The sequence below is a fragment of the Enterobacter cloacae complex sp. P43RS genome (genome assembly GCF_014930585.1).
GTDB lineage: Bacteria > Pseudomonadota > Gammaproteobacteria > Enterobacterales > Enterobacteriaceae > Enterobacter > Enterobacter bugandensis.
The window spans coordinates 41,171-55,472 of sequence record NZ_JADBRJ010000013.1 but is presented as its reverse complement, the minus strand read 5'-3'; the positions used below and the strand labels follow the sequence as shown (position 1 = coordinate 55,472).

General features: G+C 57.9%; 13 protein-coding genes. 9 read left to right on the top strand and 4 right to left on the bottom strand.

What is annotated here, in order from left to right; all coding sequences use genetic code 11:
• Positions 1 to 3 precede the first annotated feature (3 nt).
• Both IM294_RS19700 and IM294_RS19695 read left to right on the top strand, forming a co-directional pair.
• Entirely contained in the window at positions 4 to 864 is an 861-nt protein-coding gene (locus IM294_RS19700) for a ketose 1,6-bisphosphate aldolase (RefSeq protein ID WP_028015195.1), read from the top strand.
• On the top strand, positions 861 to 1,868 hold the full coding sequence (locus IM294_RS19695; protein WP_126818760.1) for a carbohydrate kinase family protein: 1,008 nt from the start codon (positions 861 to 863) through the stop codon (positions 1,866 to 1,868). The genes IM294_RS19700 and IM294_RS19695 overlap by 4 nt, the downstream gene beginning before the upstream one ends.
• On the opposite strand, the gene IM294_RS19690 is transcribed toward IM294_RS19695, so the two are convergent.
• Positions 1,865 to 2,596 carry a response regulator gene (locus tag IM294_RS19690; protein WP_126818767.1) on the bottom strand — a complete coding sequence of 244 codons (732 nt, stop codon included), beginning with the start codon at positions 2,594 to 2,596 and terminating at the stop codon, positions 1,865 to 1,867. The genes IM294_RS19695 and IM294_RS19690 overlap by 4 nt on opposite strands.
• Positions 2,597 to 2,853: 257 nt before the next feature.
• On the opposite strand from IM294_RS19690, the gene fdhF reads away from it, so the two are divergent.
• The 3 genes from fdhF (at position 2,854) to IM294_RS19675 (ending at position 6,270) form a co-directional block, all read left to right on the top strand.
• Positions 2,854 to 5,001, top strand: coding sequence for a formate dehydrogenase subunit alpha (fdhF, locus tag IM294_RS19685; RefSeq protein ID WP_126818759.1), 2,148 nt, complete (start codon positions 2,854 to 2,856; stop codon positions 4,999 to 5,001).
• Positions 5,002 to 5,321: 320 nt separating this feature from the next.
• On the top strand, positions 5,322 to 5,474 hold the full coding sequence (locus IM294_RS19680; RefSeq protein ID WP_028015189.1) for a Hok/Gef family protein: 153 nt from the start codon (positions 5,322 to 5,324) through the stop codon (positions 5,472 to 5,474).
• 121 nt (positions 5,475 to 5,595) lie between these two features.
• Positions 5,596 to 6,270 carry a tetratricopeptide repeat protein gene (locus tag IM294_RS19675; protein ID WP_045261055.1) on the top strand — a complete coding sequence of 225 codons (675 nt, stop codon included), beginning with the start codon at positions 5,596 to 5,598 and terminating at the stop codon, positions 6,268 to 6,270.
• 80 nt (positions 6,271 to 6,350) lie between these two features.
• On the opposite strand, the gene gltP is transcribed toward IM294_RS19675, so the two are convergent.
• Positions 6,351 to 7,664, bottom strand: coding sequence for a glutamate/aspartate:proton symporter GltP (gene gltP, locus IM294_RS19670; protein WP_028015187.1), 1,314 nt, complete (start codon positions 7,662 to 7,664; stop codon positions 6,351 to 6,353).
• 424 nt (positions 7,665 to 8,088) lie between these two features.
• On the opposite strand from gltP, the gene acs reads away from it, so the two are divergent.
• From acs to actP, 3 genes are all read left to right on the top strand, one after another.
• Positions 8,089 to 10,047, top strand: a complete 1,959-nt coding sequence (gene acs / locus IM294_RS19665; RefSeq protein ID WP_126818758.1) for an acetate--CoA ligase — start codon at positions 8,089 to 8,091, stop codon at positions 10,045 to 10,047.
• Between the two features lie 134 nt (positions 10,048 to 10,181).
• A complete protein-coding gene (locus IM294_RS19660) occupies positions 10,182 to 10,496 on the top strand; it encodes a DUF485 domain-containing protein (RefSeq protein ID WP_028015185.1) in 315 nt (104 codons plus the stop codon).
• Positions 10,493 to 12,142, top strand: coding sequence for a cation/acetate symporter ActP (actP, locus tag IM294_RS19655; protein ID WP_047366862.1), 1,650 nt, complete (start codon positions 10,493 to 10,495; stop codon positions 12,140 to 12,142). Before IM294_RS19660 ends, actP begins: the two co-directional genes overlap by 4 nt.
• A gap of 32 nt (positions 12,143 to 12,174) precedes the next feature.
• Here the strand turns inward: actP and IM294_RS19650 are convergent, their stop codons facing one another.
• The gene (locus IM294_RS19650; protein ID WP_045630755.1) at positions 12,175 to 12,864 is read right to left on the bottom strand and encodes an LrgB family protein; all 690 of its coding nucleotides are present in this window, start codon (positions 12,862 to 12,864) and stop codon (positions 12,175 to 12,177) included.
• A complete protein-coding gene (locus IM294_RS19645; protein WP_126818757.1) occupies positions 12,857 to 13,267 on the bottom strand; it encodes a CidA/LrgA family protein in 411 nt (136 codons plus the stop codon). The genes IM294_RS19650 and IM294_RS19645 overlap by 8 nt, the downstream gene beginning before the upstream one ends.
• A 102-nt stretch (positions 13,268 to 13,369) precedes the next feature.
• Between IM294_RS19645 and IM294_RS19640 the strand changes: the two genes are divergently transcribed.
• Positions 13,370 to 14,257: a LysR family transcriptional regulator gene (locus IM294_RS19640; RefSeq protein WP_041911529.1), complete on the top strand. Its 888-nt coding sequence runs from the start codon at positions 13,370 to 13,372 to the stop codon at positions 14,255 to 14,257.
• Positions 14,258 to 14,302: the final 45 nt, after the last annotated feature.

Genomic DNA, 14,302 nt, shown 5'->3' with positions numbered 1-14,302 from the left:
ATGATGCCACTGATTTCTCTTGCCGACGGTCTTGAGCACGCCAGGAAACACCGCTACGCGCTGGGCGCGTTCAACGTGCTCGACTCCCATTTCCTGCGCGCGCTGTTTGCCGCCGCAAAGCAGGAACGCTCGCCGTTTATCATCAACATCGCTGAAGTGCACTTTAAGTATGTTTCCCTGGATTCGCTGGTCGAAGCGGTCAAGTTCGAAGCCGCCCGTCACGATATTCCCGTGGTGCTGAATCTCGACCACGGTCTGCATTTCGAGGCCGTCGTGCGCGCCCTGCGCCTGGGGTTTAGCTCGGTGATGTTCGACGGCTCGACGCTGAGCTACGAGGAGAACATTCGCCAGACCCGGGAAGTGGTGAAGATGTGCCACGCGGTGGGCGTCTCGGTGGAGGCGGAGCTGGGCGCGGTCGGCGGGGATGAAGGCGGCGCGCTGTACGGACATGCGGATGAAGCGTTCTTTACCGACCCGCAGCTGGCGCGGGAGTTTGTCGATAAGACCGGCATCGACGCGCTGGCGGTCGCCATCGGCAACGCGCACGGCAAATACAAAGGCGAACCGAAGCTCGATTTCCCGCGCCTGGACGCCATTCGTCAGCAGACGGGGCTGCCGCTGGTGCTGCACGGCGGCTCCGGGATTAGCGATGCAGACTTCCGCCGCGCCATCGAGCTGGGCATTCATAAAATCAACTTCTACACCGGCATGTCGCAGGCCGCGCTCGCCGCCGTTGAGCAGCGTATGGCGAACCGCCAGCCGCTGTACGATGAGTTTGCCGAACTGCTGCTGGGGATAGAAGAGGCGATAACCGATACGGTCGCCGAGCAGATGCGCATCTTCGGCAGCGCGGGGCAGGCATAATGGAACGCAAAGGCATCATCGCCGCAGGCAATATGCTGGTGGATCACGTTCACCAGATCGTGCAGTGGCCGGAGCGCGGCTGGCTGGCGGAAATCACCCACAGCGAACGCTCAACCGGCGGCGCGCCGCTCAACGTCCTGCTGACGCTGGCGAAAATGCACGCCGGCCTGCCGCTGCAGGCGGTGGGGCTGATCGGGGAAGACGGCGACGGGGATTACATTCTGGCGATGCTCGACCAGTACCACGTCAACCGCCAGCGCGTGCAGCGCACCACCTTCGCCCCAACCTCCATGTCGCAGGTGATGACCGATCCCAGCGGGCAGCGCACCTTTTTCCACTCGCCGGGGGCCAACCGTCTGCTGGATCTTCCCGCCTTCGATCGTCTCGATGGATCGATGAAGATCTTCCATCTCGGCTACCTGCTGCTGCTCGACAGCCTGGATATGCCGGATGACGAGTTTGGCACCCGCAGCGCGCGGCTGCTGGCGCAGATGCGCGAGCAGGGGTATGAAACCTCCCTTGACCTGGTGTCCCGCAAGGGCGACCCGCGCTACCAGCCGCTGGTGCTCCCTGCCCTGCGCCATCTGGATTATCTGGTGATTAATGAACTCGAGGCCGGTGAATTTAGCGGGCTGGAGATGCGCGACGGCAACGATGCCCTGAACATCGTCCATATCGCCGATGCCGCGGCGCAGCTGCTGGCGGCAGGCGTTCGTCAGCGGGTGGTAATCCACTGCCCGGAAGGGGCATGGGGTGAAACACCGGGAGAAGCAGGCCGATGGGTTCCGTCCTGGAAGCTGGAGCAGAACGAGATTATCGGCAGCGTCGGCGCGGGCGATGCCTTTTGCGCGGGCTTTTTATACGGCTGCCATGAATCGCTGCCGCTGACAGAAAGTATTTATCTGGCGCACGCCTGCGCGCGGGCAAGCCTGCTGGCGGCCAATGCGATTGACGGCGCGAAAACGCTGGCCGAGCTGCAGCTGTTTATTAAAGAGAATACTTAGGCCGCTTTCTCGCTATGAGACACATCGGCGGCAAAAACGTAGCCCAGACCGCGCATGGTTTTGATGAGCTTAGGCTGATGCGGGTTGACCTCGATTTTTCGCCGCAGGCGCATGATCAACACGTCAATCGTGCGGTCGAATACCTCGGTACTTTCGCTGTGGGTGAGCTCAAGCAGCTGCTCGCGGCTCAGTACCCGGCGGGCATTTTGCGTGAGCGCCAGCAGCAGGCCATATTCACCCTGAGTCAGTGGCACGGCGTTACGCTGCGGATCAATCAGTTCACAGCGGGCGGTGTCCAGCGTCCAGTCGTTGAAGGTTATCCCCGCCGCACGTGGCATCGGCGCTTCGGCTGCCAGCGCTCCGGTACGACGCAGCACGGCCTTAACGCGGGCCACCACCACGCGTGGATTAAACGGTTTGCCAATATAATCGTCAGCCCCCATCTCCAGCCCCACTACCACGTCTGATTCACTGCCCAGCCCGGTTAACATGATCACCGGTAGCGCCGGGCGCTGCTTTTGCAGCTGCAGCAAAACCTGCAGGCCGTTGATGTCCGGCAGCATCATATCCAGCAGAACAAGGGCGATAGCCGGCTCCCGTTGGACCTGCCGCAGCGCATCCTGGCCGTTGTGGCAGACAAGCACGCTAAAGACGTGCTCGCTCAGCACATCCTGCAGCAGTTCACACACTGCCATATCGTCATCAACCACCAGAATCGCCGGTTTCATCATATGCTTCCGTCAGGGGATTATGTTAAGTCTGAACCATTCTGCCGTCGGCTCCAGTGAAATGAATTTTTCCGTGACGGAAATTCAACCCATGTCACATCCGCCGCTCATTCGACACGTCAATTTTGACGATTGTCTGCTTTTCGTCAGGGATTTCGTCGGGAATGCACCGTAAAGCCGGTGAGTAACCCCACTAAAAACATGGCATAGAAGCTGCATTAGTCGGTGCGAAAGATTTGATTAACTGGAGCAGACTGATGAAAAAAGTCGTCACGGTTTGCCCTTATTGTGCCTCAGGTTGCAAGATCCACCTGGTGGTCGATAACGGCAAAATCGTCCGGGCGGAGGCCGCGCAGGGGAAAACCAACCAGGGCACGCTGTGCCTGAAGGGGTATTACGGCTGGGATTTTATTAACGATACACAAATCCTCACCCCGCGCCTGAAAAACCCTATGATCCGCCGCGAGCGCGGCGGCAAGCTGGAAGCCGTCTCCTGGAACGAGGCGCTGGATTACGTCGCCACGCGCCTGAGTGCCATTAAGGCCAAGTATGGCCCGGATGCCATTCAGACCACCGGCTCCTCACGCGGGACCGGGAATGAAACCAACTACGTGATGCAAAAATTCGCGCGCGCCGTTATTGGTACCAATAACGTCGACTGCTGCGCTCGCGTCTGACACGGCCCATCGGTTGCAGGTCTGCACCAGTCGGTCGGTAACGGCGCAATGAGTAATGCTATCAATGAGATAGATAACACCGATCTGGTGTTTATCTTCGGTTATAACCCAGCGGATTCTCACCCTATCGTCGCGAACCACGTGATTCGCGCTAAACAGAACGGGGCGAAAATTATCGTCTGCGATCCGCGCAAAATCGAAACCGCGCGCATTGCGGATATGCACATTGCGCTGAAAAACGGCTCGAATATCGCGCTTTTGAATGCGATGGGGCACGTCATTATCGAGGAAAACCTGTACGACCAGGCGTTTGTCGCCACGCGTACGGAAGGGTTTGAAGAGTACCGGAAAATTGTCGAAGGCTACACGCCGGAGTCGGTAGAGGCGATAACCGGCGTGAGCGCGCAGGAGATCCGCCAGGCGGCACGGATGTATGCCGGAGCGAAAACCGCCGCCATCCTGTGGGGCATGGGCGTGACCCAGTTCTACCAGGGCGTGGAAACCGTGCGCTCCCTGACCAGCCTCGCGATGCTAACCGGGAATCTGGGCAAAGCGCACGTCGGCGTTAACCCGGTTCGCGGCCAGAATAATGTCCAGGGTGCCTGCGACATGGGCGCGCTGCCGGACACGTATCCGGGCTACCAGTACGTGAAGTACCCGGAAAACCGCGAGAAGTTCGCGAAGGCCTGGGGCGTGGAGAGCCTGCCGGCACATACCGGCTATCGCATCAGCGAGCTGCCGCACCGCGCGGCGCACGGTGAAGTGCGGGCGGCCTACATCATGGGTGAAGATCCGCTCCAGACCGACGCCGAGCTGTCTGCGGTGCGCAAAGGCTTTGAGGATCTGGAGCTGGTGATTGTCCAGGATATCTTCATGACCAAAACCGCGGCGGCGGCGGATGTGATTCTCCCATCGACCTCCTGGGGCGAGCATGAAGGCGTCTATACGGCGGCGGACCGCGGCTTCCAGCGCTTCTTTAAGGCGGTCGAGCCGAAGTGGGATTTGAAAACGGACTGGCAGATCATCAGCGAAATCGCCACCCGCATGGGCTACCCGATGCACTACAACAACACCCAGGAGATTTGGGACGAGCTGCGGCATCTGTGCCCGGACTTTTATGGGGCAACCTATGAAAAAATGGGTGAGCTGGGCTACATCCAGTGGCCGTGCCGGGACGTGTCGGAGGCCGACCAGGGGACGTCGTATCTCTTTAAAGAGAAATTTGACACCCCGAACGGGCTGGCGCAGTTCTTCACCTGCGACTGGGTTGCGCCGATCGATAAACTCACCGAGGAGTACCCGATGGTGCTCTCGACCGTGCGTGAAGTAGGTCACTACTCCTGCCGTTCAATGACCGGCAACTGCGCCGCGCTGGCGGCGCTGGCGGACGAACCGGGCTACGCGCAGATCAACACCGCCGATGCGGAGCGCCTCGGCATTGAGGATGAAGCGCTGGTGTGGGTGAATTCGCGCAAAGGCCGCATCATTACCCGCGCGCAGGTCAGCGACCGTCCAAACAAAGGGGCTGTCTATATGACCTACCAGTGGTGGATTGGTGCCTGTAACGAGCTGGTGACGGAGAACCTCAGCCCGATAACCAAAACGCCGGAGTATAAATACTGCGCCGTCAACGTTGAGCCGATTGCGGATCAGCACGCGGCGGAACAGTATGTGATCGACGAATATAACAAGCTGAAAGCACGGCTGCGTGAAAGCGCAATGGGTTGAAGCCGTTAATTAATCGTTGAATAAAGGGAGTGAGTTATTCACTCCCTTTTTATTTCCGCTTAAAACATTAAAAATATAAATTATTATTCTGGAAAGCGACTCGCAAAATAATGTAATTCGCGCAGAACAGAATTACATCTTTGCATTTTAATTCAGAAGGATAAGATGTGCGGCGGGTGCTTAAGACTTTCTGTCTTGAGCATTGTTGAGGGACAGAAAGTGGAAAGCCCCGGGAAATTTTCATTCACCCGAGGCTACCCCTCAACTACCAACAGGTTGAGAGTAGCCTCTTCTTCTTTTTTTGACAAGGAGTAAAAGGCATGACGCCATTAAAAACTGCGTTAGGCATCGTCTTTATTATCTGCCTGACGATAGTGATATTTACCTTTATTACTCGCGGTAGACTGTGCGAGTTTTCAATAAAGAGTGAACATCAGGAGGTGGCGGCGAAATTAGCCTGCGTGGCAGGCTAACCTCTACGGGCGAAACCACGGTTTCGCCCGGCTTGTAGGATGTTGAGGTCTTAATGCACCCATTTTTTTCTTTTGCTACCGCGATTATACTGCGCGGCGTGTACCCAGATGATAAGAATCCATGAAAGCCATTTTTCTGTTGTTGTTATTTTTTACGTCGTTCGCCCGCGCGGATGAGATAGGCAGCCAGTATCAGAAGCAGGCGGAAGCCGGCGATGCCCGCGCCCAGTATTATCTCGCCGATACCTACTTCAGCTCCGGTGACAGAAAGCAGGCAGCGCTGTGGGCCGAGAAAGCCGCGAAAGGCGGTGATGTCGACGCCATGGGGTTACTCTCGCAGATCCTCTTTACGCAGGGGGATTACGCTCAGGCTAAAGCGCTGGCGCAGCAGGCCACCATCGCCGGCAGCAAGCGCGGCACGATTATGCTGGCGCGTATTATGGTGAACACGCAGGCGGGTAAAACCGACTATCCTCAGGCCATCAAGCTCCTGCAAACGGCGGCCGAAGATATCGACAACGACTCGGCGGTCGATGCGCAACTGCTGCTGGGGCTGATTTATGCCAACGGCGTAGAGGTGCCGCAGGATGACGTACAGGCGGCGTCATGGTTTAAGCGCAGCTCGTCCCTGTCACGTACGGGCTATGCGGAATACTGGGCAGGAATGCTGTTCCAGCAGGGTGAGAAAGGCTTTATTACGCCGAATAAGCAGAAAGCGCTCTACTGGCTAAACCTGAGCTGTACCGAAGGGTTTGATACGGGGTGTGAGGAGTTTGATGCGTTGAGCGGAGAATAACGTGCCGGGTGGCGGCTTCGCCTTACCCGGCCTACAAAACCCGTAGGCCCGGTAAGCGCAGCGCCACCGGGCTTAGGATGTTACTGGTCAGCCGTCTTATCAAAACGACCCAGCACTTCGCGTTCATACGCCAGCGCTTTTTTACGGTCGAATTTGTGTTCCCACTTGGCGATAACCAGCACCGCTAGCGCGTTACCCACCACGTTCAGCGCCGTACGCGCCATATCGAGGATACGGTCCACACCGGCGATGAACGCCAGGCCTTCCAGCGGTATACCCACGCTGCCCAGCGTCGCCAGCAGCACCACGAAGGAGACGCCCGGCACGCCTGCGATGCCCTTTGAGGTCACCATCAGCGTCAGAACCAGTACGATCTCCTGCCACAGCGACAGGTCAATGCCGTACAGCTGCGCGATAAAGATCGCCGCAATACTCTGGTACAACGTCGAGCCATCCAGGTTAAAGGAGTAGCCGGTCGGCACCACGAAGCTCGTTATCGACGCTGGCGCACCGTACGCTTCCATCTTCTCAATAATGCGCGGCAGCACGCTCTCAGAGCTTGCGGTGGAGTACGCCAGAATCAGTTCATCCTTCAGGATGCGGATCAGGATCCAGATACTCAGCCCGCACAGGCGCGCCACAATCCCCAGCACCACCAGCGCGAAGAACAGAATGGCGAAGTGCACCAGGATCACCAGCTTCGCCAGCGGCCACAGGGAGGCAAAACCAAAGTTCGCCACGGTCACGGCGATAAGCGCGAACACCCCAACCGGCGCGTAGCGCATCACCATGTGGGTCACTTTGAACATGGTTTCGGAGATAGAGCGGAACACGGTCACCAGCGGCTCACGGTGCGTTGCCGGCAGGGAGGAGAGCCCCAGACCAAACAGCACCGAGAAGAAGATGATCGGCAGCATCTCGCCTTTCGCCATGGAAGCAATGATGTTGGTCGGCACCAGCGACAGGATAGTCCCCATCAGACCGTGGGAATGGCTCTGCACGTCAGCGGTGGTGCTTTGGTATTTCGAAATATCCACCGTCGCCAGCTGTGACATATCGATCCCGGAGCCTGGCTGAAATACGTTCGCCAGCGTTATGCCGAGGATAATCGCAACCGTGGTGATCACTTCGAAATAGAGAATAGTTTTCGCGCCAATGCGACCTAACTGCTTCGCATCGCCGACGCCCGCGATACCGACCACCAGCGTCGAGATCACAATGGGCACCACAATCATCTTAATCAGATGAATAAAAATATCGCCTGCCGGAGAGAGCAGGTTCGCAATCAGCCACTCGCGGCTGTCGCTATGATAATGAAGATAACTGCCCAGCAAGATGCCCAGCACAAGGGCCAGCAGGATCTGCCAGGCCAGGCTGACTTTCAAATTTTTCATAGAAACTGACTTCCTCAATGAAATCTCCGCACCAGCAAAACTGCATGAATATGGAGACATACTGAAAGGGTATGAATTGTGTTGCGTTGGTTTATGGGATTTTTTAACGCGGCGTATGAGTATCATTTGCACGACCTGTTGCGCAAGCCTTAAAGAACGACGCATTTCACTATCAAAAGCGGTTATGACGCGAGTTTGTCATAATTCTGATAAATAACCTTTTGTTATAAAAACGCTTTTTTATAAAGAATTGTGAATAATCGGCATCGTGAATTATTTCCCTTCAAAGTTTCATTCGCTCAATTTTCAACCTGTTCAAACAATGCGTGATCTGTCGCCCAAATACTAAACAAAGCTTGTAAAGCCCCCTACTATTAACGTTTTTGCGACATATTATTAACATCTTACAAGGAGAAAAAAAGCCATGAGCCAAATACACAAACACGACATTCCCGCAAACATTGCGGACCGTTGCCTGATCACCCCGGAGCAGTACCACGAGAAATATCAGCAATCTGTTACCAACCCGGACGCCTTCTGGGGCGAGCAGGGTCACATCCTTGACTGGATCAAACCTTATCAGAAGGTGAAGAATACCTCTTTCGCGCCAGGCAACGTCTCCATTAAATGGTATCAAGACGGCACGCTGAACCTGGCGGCGAACTGCCTGGACCGCCATCTTGCCGAACGCGGCAACGAAACGGCCATTATCTGGGAAGGCGACGATGCCTCTCAGAGCAAACATATCTCTTATAAAGAGCTGCACCGCGACGTCTGCCGCTTCGCTAACGTGCTGCTGGACCAGGGGATTAAAAAAGGCGACGTGGTGGCGATCTACATGCCGATGGTGCCGGAAGCGGCAGTAGCTATGCTCGCCTGCGCGCGTATCGGCGCGATCCACTCCGTCATCTTCGGCGGCTTCTCCCCTGAAGCGGTTGCCGGGCGCATCGTTGACTCGAACTCGAAGCTGGTGATCACCGCCGACGAGGGCGTACGCGCCGGGCGCGGTATTCCGCTGAAGAAAAACGTCGATGAAGCGCTGAAAAACCCGAACGTCAAATCCATCAATAACGTCATTGTCCTCAAGCGTACCGGCGGCAAGATCGACTGGCACGAGGGGCGTGACCTGTGGTGGAGCGACCTGATTGAAAAAGCGAGCGACCAGCATCAGCCGGAAGAGATGAATGCGGAAGATCCGCTGTTTATTCTTTACACCTCCGGCTCAACCGGTAAACCGAAAGGCGTACTGCACACCACCGGCGGCTATCTGGTGTATGCGGCCACCACCTTCAAATACGTCTTCGACTACCATCCGGGCGACATCTACTGGTGTACCGCCGACGTGGGCTGGGTCACCGGACACAGCTACCTGCTGTACGGCCCGCTGGCCTGCGGCGCAACGACGCTGATGTTTGAGGGCGTACCGAACTGGCCGACCCCGGCGCGCATGTGTCAGGTGGTCGATAAGCACCAGGTCAACATTCTTTACACCGCGCCAACGGCGATCCGCGCGTTAATGGCGGAAGGCGATAAGGCCATCGAGGGCACTGACCGCTCCTCATTGCGCATCCTCGGCTCCGTGGGCGAGCCCATCAACCCGGAAGCCTGGGAGTGGTACTGGAAGAAAATCGGTAACGAGAAGTGCCCGGTGATGGACACCTGGTGGCAGACCGAAACCGGCGGCTTCATGATCACCCCAATGCCGGGTGCCACGCAGCTGAAGGCCGGCTCGGCAACCCGTCCGTTCTTCGGCGTGCAGCCTGCGCTGGTGGATAACGAAGGTAATCCGCAGGAAGGCGCCACCGAGGGTAACCTGGTGATCACAGACTCCTGGCCGGGCCAGGCGCGCACGCTGTTTGGCGATCACGAGCGCTTCGAGCAGACCTACTTCTCGACCTTTAAAAACATGTACTTCAGCGGCGACGGCGCACGCCGGGATGAAGACGGTTATTACTGGATCACCGGACGCGTGGACGACGTGCTGAACGTTTCCGGCCACCGTCTGGGTACGGCAGAGATTGAGTCCGCGCTGGTGTCGCATCCGAAGATTGCCGAAGCGGCGGTGGTCGGCATTCCTCACAACATCAAGGGCCAGGCGATCTACGCCTACGTCACCCTGAACCACGGTGAAGAGCCGTCGCCGGAGCTGTATACCGAGGTGCGCAACTGGGTACGTAAAGAGATTGGCCCGCTTGCCACGCCGGACGTACTGCACTGGACAGACTCGCTGCCGAAAACCCGTTCCGGCAAGATTATGCGCCGTATCCTGCGCAAAATCGCGGCAGGCGATACAAGCAACCTCGGCGATACCTCAACGCTTGCCGATCCTGGCGTGGTGGACAAACTGCTCGAAGAGAAGCAGGCCATCGCGATGCCATCGTAATGTTTTCTCCCTCTCCCCGTGGGAGAGGGCCGGGGTGAGGGCATCAGACCGCACCTTCCTCCCCTCACCCTAACCCTCTCCCCATAGGGGAGAGGGGATAAAACAAACCAACCTTACCTCTGGAGATTTCTGTGATGAATAACGATATTTGTCAGCAGATAGAGAATAGTGCGCACTACAGGGAGCTCGTCGATAAGCGGCAACGGTTTGCCTTCACCCTTTCCATCATCATGCTGATTATCTACGTCGGCTTTATTCTGCTGATCGCCTTTGCGCCGCACTGGCTGGGCACCCCGTTACATGAGGGCACCAGCGTGACGCGCGGTATCCCCATTGGCATTGGCGTGATCGTGATTTCGTTTGTGCTGACCGGCGTCTACGTCTGGCGCGCGAACGGTGAATTCGATCGTCTTAATAAAGCAGTGCTGCAAGAGGTAAAAGCATCATGAAGCGAATCCTGACGGCGCTAGCCGCCACACTTCCCTTTGCCGCCCACGCGGCGGATGCCATTACCGGCGAGGTACAGCGCCAGCCAACCAACTGGCAGGCGATTATCATGTTCCTGATTTTCGTGGTGCTGACGCTGTACATTACGTACTGGGCGTCGAAACGCGTTCGCTCCCGTAACGATTACTACACTGCGGGCGGCAACATTACCGGCTTCCAGAACGGCCTGGCGATTGCGGGTGACTTTATGTCCGCCGCCTCGTTCCTCGGGATCTCCGCGCTGGTGTACACCTCCGGCTATGACGGCCTGATCTACTCCCTCGGCTTCCTCGTCGGCTGGCCGATCATTCTGTTCCTGATTGCCGAACGCTTGCGCAACCTGGGACGTTACACCTTCGCTGACGTGGCATCCTATCGCCTGAAGCAGGGGCCGATTCGTACCCTCTCCGCCTGCGGCTCGCTGGTGGTGGTGGCGCTGTATCTGATCGCCCAGATGGTGGGCGCGGGCAAGCTTATCGAACTGCTGTTTGGCCTGAACTACCACGTCGCGGTGGTGCTGGTGGGCGTGCTGATGGTGATGTACGTTCTGTTCGGCGGCATGCTGGCCACCACCTGGGTGCAGATCATCAAAGCCGTACTGCTGCTGTTCGGCGCGAGCTTTATGGCCTTTATGGTGATGAAACACGTCGGCTTCAGCTTCAATAACCTGTTCACCGAAGCGATGGCTGTCCACCCGAAAGGAGAAGCGATCATGAGCCCGGGCGGGCTGGTGAAAGATCCGATCTCCGCGCTCTCTCTCGGTCTCGGCCTGATGTTTGGTACCGCTGGCCTGCCGCACATTCTGATGCGTTTCTTCACGGTGTCAGACGCGCGTGAAGCGCGTAAGAGCGTCTTCTACGCCACCGGCTTTATGGGTTACTTCTACATCCTGACCTTTATCATCGGCTTCGGCGCGATCATGCTGGTGGGCGCGAACCCGGCGTTTAAAGACGCGGCGGGTGCGCTGATTGGTGGTAACAACATGGCGGCGGTGCACCTGGCCGACGCGGTGGGCGGCAACCTGTTCCTCGGCTTTATCTCCGCCGTGGCCTTCGCCACCATCCTTGCGGTGGTCGCCGGGCTGACGCTGGCGGGCGCGTCTGCGGTATCGCACGACCTCTACGCCAACGTCTTCCGTAAAGGCGCGAGCGAGCGCGACGAGCTGAAGGTTTCCAAAATCACCGTGCTGGTGCTGGGCGTGGTCGCTATTCTGCTGGGGATCCTGTTTGAGAAGCAGAACATCGCCTTCATGGTGGGGCTGGCCTTCTCAATTGCGGCAAGCTGTAACTTCCCAATCATTCTGCTCTCCATGTACTGGTCCAAACTGACCACCCGTGGGGCGATGATAGGCGGCTGGCTCGGCCTGCTGACAGCGGTAATTCTGATGATCCTCGGCCCGACCATCTGGGTGCAGATCCTCGGTCACGAAAGCGCTATCTTCCCGTACGAGTACCCGGCGCTGTTCTCCATTGCCGTGGCGTTTATCGGTATCTGGGTCTTCTCGGCTACCGACAACTCGCCGGAGGGTAACCTGGAGCGTGAGAAATTCCGCGCCCAGTTTATCCGCTCACAAACCGGCCTCGGCGTTGAGCAGGGCCGCGCACACTAAGCCTTTCTCCCCGGTTGCTCTGGCCGGGGAGCTTAAAACATCACCCACGCCACCAGCGGCGCAATCAGCACCATCGTTACGCCCGAGAGCATCATCACCAGGCTTGCAACGACCCCTTCCTGCTGACCCAGCTCATACGAACGCGCCGTGCCTGCCCCGTGAGATGCCGCGCCAAACCCTGCTCCTTTCGCCATCCCTTCCCGAATGGACAGCCGCAGAAACAGCACATCCCCCACCGCCATGCCAAAGACGCCCGTCACCACCACAAACAGCGCCACCAGGTCCGGCTGCCCGCCGAGCGGTTTGGCGGCCGCCAGCGCAAACGGCGTGGTCACCGAGCGCACGGCCAGGCTGCGCTGAATTTCATCGGAGAGGGTAAACAGCCGCGCCAGCCAGACGGAGCTACAGACCGCCACCACCGTCGCGGTGACGACGCCCGCGCTGAGCGACATCCAGTGGCGTTTGATAATCGCCAGGTTGTCATACACCGGCACCGCAAAGGCGATAGTCGCCGGGCCGAGCAGCCACAGCAGCCAGTGGGATTCACCAATGTAGTTCTGCCAGGAGATATGGCCGAAGACTAGCATCAGCACCAGCAGGATGGGCGTGAAGACCAGCGGCATCAGCGGCAGCGTGCGAAAGCGGCGATACAGGCGCTTGTTGGCAAAGTAGATGGCGACCGTCACGATCAGGCACAGCACGCTTATCTGAAAGTTAGTCATGCTTTTGCCTGCTGATTTCGAACCGGTACACCTTATCCACCACCCAGGCGGTGGCACCCAGCACCATCAGCGTGCTCAGGGCAATAACCGTGAAGATGCGCCAGCCGTCGACCATCAGCAGCTGCGCATAGTTCACCACCGCCACCACGGCCGGAACGAAGAACAGCAGCATCTCCGCCAGCAGCCAGCGCGCGCCGGCGCGCACCCAGCTGAGGGGCAACGCGCGGCAGAGGATCAGCGCCAGCATCAGCACCATCCCTACCAGGTTGGCGGGTAAAGGCAGGTGCAGCCAGTCGACAAGATATTCCGCAAAAACAAACAGTCCCGCGTAGAGCAGTACCTGAACCGGGACCTGGAGTCGTTGCACAACGGCAGGCGTAACACGGCTTAACGCCACGGCCATGGGTTTTTTCCTCAGAATTGAGACGAGGCGCCAGTATAGTGAGCGTACGTCATCGACTGAAATGAATTAAAATCATCGAAGGTATAGTTTCGAGGAATAATCATGGACATAAGAACGCTGCGCTATTTTGTCGAGGTGGTTCGCCAGCAAAGTTTTACCCGCGCAGCGGAGAAGTTGTTCGTTACCCAGCCAACCATCAGCAAAATGCTGAAAAACCTCGAAGACGAGCTGAACTGTACCCTGCTGATCCGCGACGGACGCAAGCTGCTGCTGACCGATACCGGACGCGTGGTGTTCGAGCGCGGGCTGGCGATCCTGGCGGAGTTCCGCCAGCTTGAGGCCGAGCTTGCGGACATCAACCACCTGACGAAAGGTCTGCTGCGGCTCGGCATTCCGCCGATGGTTGGCATGATGATGGCCGGGCCGATAAGCCTGTTCCGCCAGCGCTACCCCGGCGTTGAGCTTAAAATATCTGAGTTTGGCGGCCTGACCGTGCAGCAGGCGGTGATCAACGGCGAGCTGGACGTGGCGATGACGGCCCTTCCCGTGGAGGAAGAGAGCGGGCTGGCAACGCTGCCGCTGTTCAGCCATCCGCTGTGCGTGCTGGTGCCCCGCTCCGGCGACTGGCTGAAGATAGACTCAGTGAAGCCCGATCTGCTCGGCGAACACCCGCTGCTGATCTACAACGAAGACTTCGCCTTAAGCCGCCAGTTGATGACTCTGTTTAACCACCATAACGTGAAGCCGCGCATTGCGGTACGCAGCGGCCAGTGGGATTTCCTGGCGGCAATGGTGCAGGCGGGCGTGGGAATTGCCATTCTGCCGCAGCCGATCTGCGAGCGGCTTGATAAAAACACGCTCCGCTGGATCCCGCTGGAGAGTGACCTGCACTGGCAGTTGGGGATGATTTGGCGTGAAGGAGTGTATCTTTCGCACAGCGCACAGGCGTGGCTGCAATGTTGTGAGGGGTTTTGGGTGCGGTCTGAATAGTGCCGGGTGGCGGCTTCGCCTTACCCGGCCTACGGTTCAAACGTA

Excerpts from the sequence above, each read along its gene's own strand:
- IM294_RS19700 (WP_028015195.1), top strand. The coding sequence starts at position 4 with ATGCCACTGATTTCTCTTGCCGACGGTCTTGAGCACGCCAGGAAACAC.
- IM294_RS19690 (WP_126818767.1), bottom strand. The coding sequence starts at position 2,596 with ATGAAACCGGCGATTCTGGTGGTTGATGACGATATGGCAGTGTGTGAA.
- IM294_RS19680 (WP_028015189.1), top strand. The coding sequence starts at position 5,322 with ATGACGCCATTAAAAACTGCGTTAGGCATCGTCTTTATTATCTGCCTG.
- IM294_RS19675 (WP_045261055.1), top strand. The coding sequence starts at position 5,596 with ATGAAAGCCATTTTTCTGTTGTTGTTATTTTTTACGTCGTTCGCCCGC.
- gltP (WP_028015187.1), bottom strand. The coding sequence starts at position 7,664 with ATGAAAAATTTGAAAGTCAGCCTGGCCTGGCAGATCCTGCTGGCCCTT.
- acs (WP_126818758.1), top strand. The coding sequence starts at position 8,089 with ATGAGCCAAATACACAAACACGACATTCCCGCAAACATTGCGGACCGT.
- IM294_RS19660 (WP_028015185.1), top strand. The coding sequence starts at position 10,182 with ATGAATAACGATATTTGTCAGCAGATAGAGAATAGTGCGCACTACAGG.
- actP (WP_047366862.1), top strand. The coding sequence starts at position 10,493 with ATGAAGCGAATCCTGACGGCGCTAGCCGCCACACTTCCCTTTGCCGCC.
- IM294_RS19650 (WP_045630755.1), bottom strand. The coding sequence starts at position 12,864 with ATGACTAACTTTCAGATAAGCGTGCTGTGCCTGATCGTGACGGTCGCC.
- IM294_RS19645 (WP_126818757.1), bottom strand. The coding sequence starts at position 13,267 with ATGGCCGTGGCGTTAAGCCGTGTTACGCCTGCCGTTGTGCAACGACTC.
- IM294_RS19640 (WP_041911529.1), top strand. The coding sequence starts at position 13,370 with ATGGACATAAGAACGCTGCGCTATTTTGTCGAGGTGGTTCGCCAGCAA.